Here is a 5,201-nt window from a genome sequence, read left to right on the forward strand (position 1 = left end):
CGCGCACGGACCGCCTCAAACAGCCGGGTGACGTTGCCATGCGCCACGGTGGTGCCCTTGGGGCGGCCGGTGGACCCTGACGTGAAGATCACGTAGCACGCGTGATCCGTACTGACCCCCACCGCGACCTCGGCCGCGACCCGCTCCAGCGTCAGATCCAGGTCCTGCGCCTGCGGGCCACTGACGCCGTCGAGGTCGACGACTTCCCACGGCCCGTCCGGCACCAACGCAGCCGTCGACCCCTGCGTCAGTACGAGGCCAGCGTCGACGTCCTGCAACATGAACCGCATGCGATCAGCCGGGAAGGCGGTGTCCAGCGGTACGTACACACCCCCCGCCAGCAGCACCCCGAGCGTTGCCACCACGGTCTCCAGCGAGCGCTCCACGCACACGCCCACCGGAGTCTCAACGCCAACCCCCCGCCCCTTCAGGTACTCGGCAACCCGCCCGGCACGCACCACCAGCTCCGCATAGGTCAGCGAATCTCCGCCGCACACCACCGCGACCTCATCCGGCGCCTCCACAGCACGACGCACCACCGCCTCATGCAGCGACGACACCGGGAACCGAGCACCCTCGCCCGCCCACAGCCCGAGCTGGGAAGACTCATCGTCGCCGAGCACCCGTACCTGCCCGTAAGAGGCGTCCGGATCAGCGACCATCGCCTCCAGCACTCGCACGTAGTAATCACGCACCAACGCGACTTGCTGTGACGTCAACTCGCGGCTGTCGTACTGCAACTCCAGCCGCATCCCAGCGTGTCCAGGCTCTCGGCTCACCGCGACGAGCAGAGGGAAGTGGGTCCGCCCGGCGCCGTCTACGGGATCGCCCACGCCCTGCTCCGCTGACGTGCCTTCGGCCAACTCACCGATCTGACGGAAGTGGTTGTAGACGAATCCAGTCTCGAACAGCGGCTCCCCACCGAAGGCGCGCTGCAGCGCGGACATCGGATACCGGCGGTGGGGCAGCATCTCCCGCTCCGCCTCGAACACCCCCCGCACCAGGTCCAGCCAGGTCCCCTCCGACAGTCGCAGCCGCAGGGGCACCGTGTTGAGGAACAGGCCGCGTACCTCGGCACCGCCGCTCGTCTCCAGACGGCCGTTGGAAGAGAGGCCCGTCACCACGTCCGTGGCGCCCATAGCCACGCTCAGGGCCCGCAGGTGCGCCGCCAGCAGCACCGACTTGACCGGTACCCCAACTCGCTCCGCCAACTGCTCCAGCTGGTCGCACAGCTCACGCGGCAGTGCTGCGGAGAGCTCGCCGCGCCCCTGCGTGTCCTCACTCTGCCGTGTCTCGGCGGGCCAGCGGGGGAGGGTTGCCTGAGGTCGTTCGGCGAGCAGGGTGTGCCAGTAGGTGGTGCTTTCGGTGGTGGTGAGGGTGGTGCGTTCGGCGGCGATGTAGTCGCGGTAGGTGGAGCGGATTGGGGGCAGGGTGACGTCTTCGCCGCGGAGGAGTGCGTGGTAGGTGTCGGTGATTTCGGCGAGGGTGGAGGCGAGGCTCCAGCCGTCGAGGATGGCGTGGTGGTCGGTGACGGTCCACTGGAAGGCGTCATCGGACAGTACGTGCACACTCATCCGGCACAACGGAGCCGACGCCAGCGGGAAAAGGTTTCGCTCCTCGGTCCGGACGTGTTCCGCGATCGCTGAGCGCTGGTCCTCCTCACACACACCTCGTAGGTCGGCGACGGTCAGCGGCAGCGCCGCCCGCGCGTGCACCAGCTGGAGCGGCTCGTTGAAGCTGCTGAGGTCGAAGGAGGTTCGCAGGACCGCGTGCCGCGCCACCACCAGGGCGAGCGCGCGCCGGAAGGGTTTCTCCTCGAACCGTTCGCCGACCTTCAGTGAGCTCACGTTGTGGTACGGGTTGCGGTCGGGGTCCCGTTCCATTTCGTAGACCATGCCGAGTTGGAGTTCGGCCATGGGGTAGGCGTCTTCCAGGCCTTCCGGCAACCGTGCCAGGTCCTCGGCTGACACCAGCCCGAACGGCTCAGTGACAGTGGCAGTGGCGGCGGAGTGGGACCCACCCTCAGCGTCCACGGTCACCGACGCGCAGAGCCCGGCCAGGGTCGGCGCCTGGAACAGCTCCGGCAGTCCGAAGACCAGCCCGGCGTCCCGCGCCTTGCCCAGGACTTGGATGCTGCGGATGGAGTCGCCGCCGAGGTCGAAGAAGTTGTCGTGGCGGCCGATCTGGTCCACGCCCAGGACCTGACCCCAGATCCCGGCCAACCGCTCCTCCACACCCGGCCGGGCAGGTTCGAACGCCACCTCCAGGTCCGGGCGTTCACCGGAAGGTGCCGGGAGCCGACCGCGGTCCACCTTGCCTTGCGGGGTCAGCGGCAGCTCGTCCAGGAAGACGAACGTACGCGGCACCATGTACTCCGGCAGCCGCTCTCGCAGCGCGGAGCGCAACTCGCCTACCGGGGGCGCTTCCCCCTCGGTCACCACGTACGCGACCAGGTCGGCCCGCCCCGCGGCGTCCCGTGGTGCCGTCACCACGCAGTGCCGCACGCGGGGGTGGGCGCCGAGCGCCGCGGCGACCTCGCCCGGCTCGACCCGGTAGCCGCGGATCTTGACCATGTGATCGACACGGCCCAGGAACTCGATCTGGCCGTCCACCGACCACCGGCCCCGGTCACCTGTGCGGTAGAGACGAGCGTGGGAACCGTGGGACGGGAAGGGGTGCGGCTGGAACCGCTCGGCGGTCAGCGCCGGGTTGCCCAGGTAGCCGCGGGCCAGGCACGGCCCGGATACGTACAGCTCACCGGGGCTGCCGACAGGAACGGGGAGGCCCGTCTCGTCCAGCACCCAGACCTCGGTGTTGGCGAGAGGAGTGCCGAGGGGCAGCGGGCCAGCGGGCAGATTCTCCGCCGTGAAGGTGCCGCAGACCGAGAACGTGGTGGTTTCCGTCGGACCCCAGCAGTTCACCACCTCCAGCGCGGGGTGGCGGGCCACGGCGCGCGCGACGTGCGCCGGCGAGACGGTCTCACTGCCGGTGAGGAGCTTACGCAGCCCGTCGAGGGCCTGCGGCTGCTGGTCCATCAGCAGCGCGAACAGGGAAGCCGTCGCGTGCAGCACGCTTACGTCATACCGTGCGATCCACTCAGCCAAGTCGCCCGTTTCGTAAGGCCCGGAGGGAGCCAGGACCAACCGGGCTCCAGCCACCAGCGGTGCCCAGATCTCGAAAGTGGAGACGTCGAACGCGACCGTGGCGATCTGCAGAAGCGTGTCGTCCTCACGAAGGTCCATCGCCGCACCGCCGTACAGCAGCTCGGTGACGTTGCGGTGCCGGGTCACCACGCCCTTCGGCAGGCCGGTCGAGCCGGAGGTGAAGATGGTGTAACAGGCGTTGTCCGGTCCCGCCCCGTTCTCCGGGGCCTCGCGCGGCACACCGTCATCCACCAGCACGGTGTCGTCCAGCACCACGGTCTGCCAAGGTCCCGCGGGGACGCGATCCGCCGTGCCAGGGGCGACGAGGAGCACTCGTACGTCCGCCTGATGCGCCATGTGCTCCAGCCGCGCGGCGGGGAAACCCGGGTCCATGGGCACGTAGGCGCCACCAGCCTTGAGTACGGCCAGCAGGGTGACGATCAGTTCCGGGGAGCGCTCGAGGCAGACGCCGATATACGTCTCAGGTCCCGCACCCAGGTCACGGAGGCGGTGAGCGAGCCGGTTCGCCAGAGCGTCCAGCTCGGCGTAGGTGAGGCTGCGGTCACCAACAATGACAGCCGTACGCTCAGGCGTCGCGGTGGCACGCGCCGCCACCAGCTCGTGCACGGGGGTGTCGGGCACCGGCGTGGCGGTGTCATTCCAGTCGGCGAGCAGCGCGTGTTCGGAGCTGCTCAGCAGATCGGTCTGCCTGTGGTCGGCGTCGGGAGTCCCCGCCAGCGCCGTCAGGGCGCGCAGATGGTAGTCGCGAAGCAAGCGCACCTGCTCGGCAGCGAACTGCCGCGCGTCGTATTCCAGTTCCACCCGCATCCCGGTCTCGCCGGGCTCGCGGCTCATGGCGACGTGCAAGGGGAAGCTGGTACGGGCGACACCAGCCGCTATCTCGTCGTACGACTCGGAGATCGAGACCGCCGCCCGACCACTGTCCGCCAGATCTTCGACGTGGCGGAAGTGGTTGTAGACGAATCCGGTCTCGAACAGCGGCTCCCCGCCCAGTGCGCGCTGGAGCGCGGGCATGGGGTACCTACGGTGCGGCAAGGCCGCTCGCTCGGCGGCGAACACGGCGCGGGCCAGGTCGGCCCAACTGCCGTCGGACAGCCGCAACCGGAATGGAAGGGAGTTGAGGAACAGACCGCGGACTTCCGACCCGTCGGTTTCCTCCAGACGCCCGTTGGACGACAGACCGGTCACCACGTCCGCACCACCGGTGACGAAGCCCAGCACCCGCAGGTGCGCGGCCAGCAGTACGGCCTTCAGTGGTACACCGATACGTCCCGCAACCGTCTCGAGCTCGGTCACCAGGTCCGCGGGCACCACACTGACCAACGCGCCGCGACCCGTGTCTCCGTCGTGGTGGTGCGACTCGCCTTCCTGGCGCTCACCGGTGAGGGACGGGTGCCCGGGCCGGTCGGTGGGCCAGCGGGGGAGGGTTGCCTGAGGTCGTTCGGCGAGCAGGGTGTGCCAGAAGGTGGTGCTTTCGGTGGTGGTGAGGGCGGTGCGTTCGGCGGCGATGTAGTCGCGGTAGGTGGAGCGTAGTGGGGGCAGGGTGACGTCTTCGCCTTGTAGGAGTGCGTGGTAGGTGTCGGTGATTTCGGCGAGGGTGGAGGCGAGGCTCCAGCCGTCGAGGATGGCGTGGTGGTCGGTGACGGTCCACTGGAAGGCGTCATCGGACAGTACGTGCACACTCATCCGGCACAACGGAGCCGAGGCCGTGTCGAAGCCGCGGGCGCGCTCGCTCGCCACATGGTTCGCGAGCACCGAACGCTGAACCTCGGAGTCCTGGCCCGTCACATCGGTGACGACGACGGGGAGGTCTGCCTCGGCGTGTACGAGCTGCATCGGCTCGCTCAGGCTGCTGAGGGCAAACGAGGTCCGCAGCGCTGGGTGCCGCCGCACCACCTTGGACACAGCTGTACGGAACGCGGACTCGTCGAAGCGTCCAGGCAGCCGCAGTGAGGTGACGTTCAGGTACGGGTTGCGGTCGGGGTCCCGTTCCATTTCGTAGACCATGCCGAGTTGGAGTTCGGCCATGGGGTAGGC

General features: G+C 69.0%; 1 protein-coding gene. It reads right to left on the bottom strand.

Translation table 11 applies throughout. The annotated features are described in order from the left end of the window. Positions 1-5,201 (bottom strand): non-ribosomal peptide synthetase (locus GCN81_RS25320; RefSeq protein ID WP_156726809.1); only part of this gene is annotated, 5,201 nt, incomplete at both ends.

This window comes from Streptomyces apocyni (assembly GCF_009739465.1).
Taxonomy (GTDB): domain Bacteria; phylum Actinomycetota; class Actinomycetes; order Streptomycetales; family Streptomycetaceae; genus Streptomyces; species Streptomyces apocyni.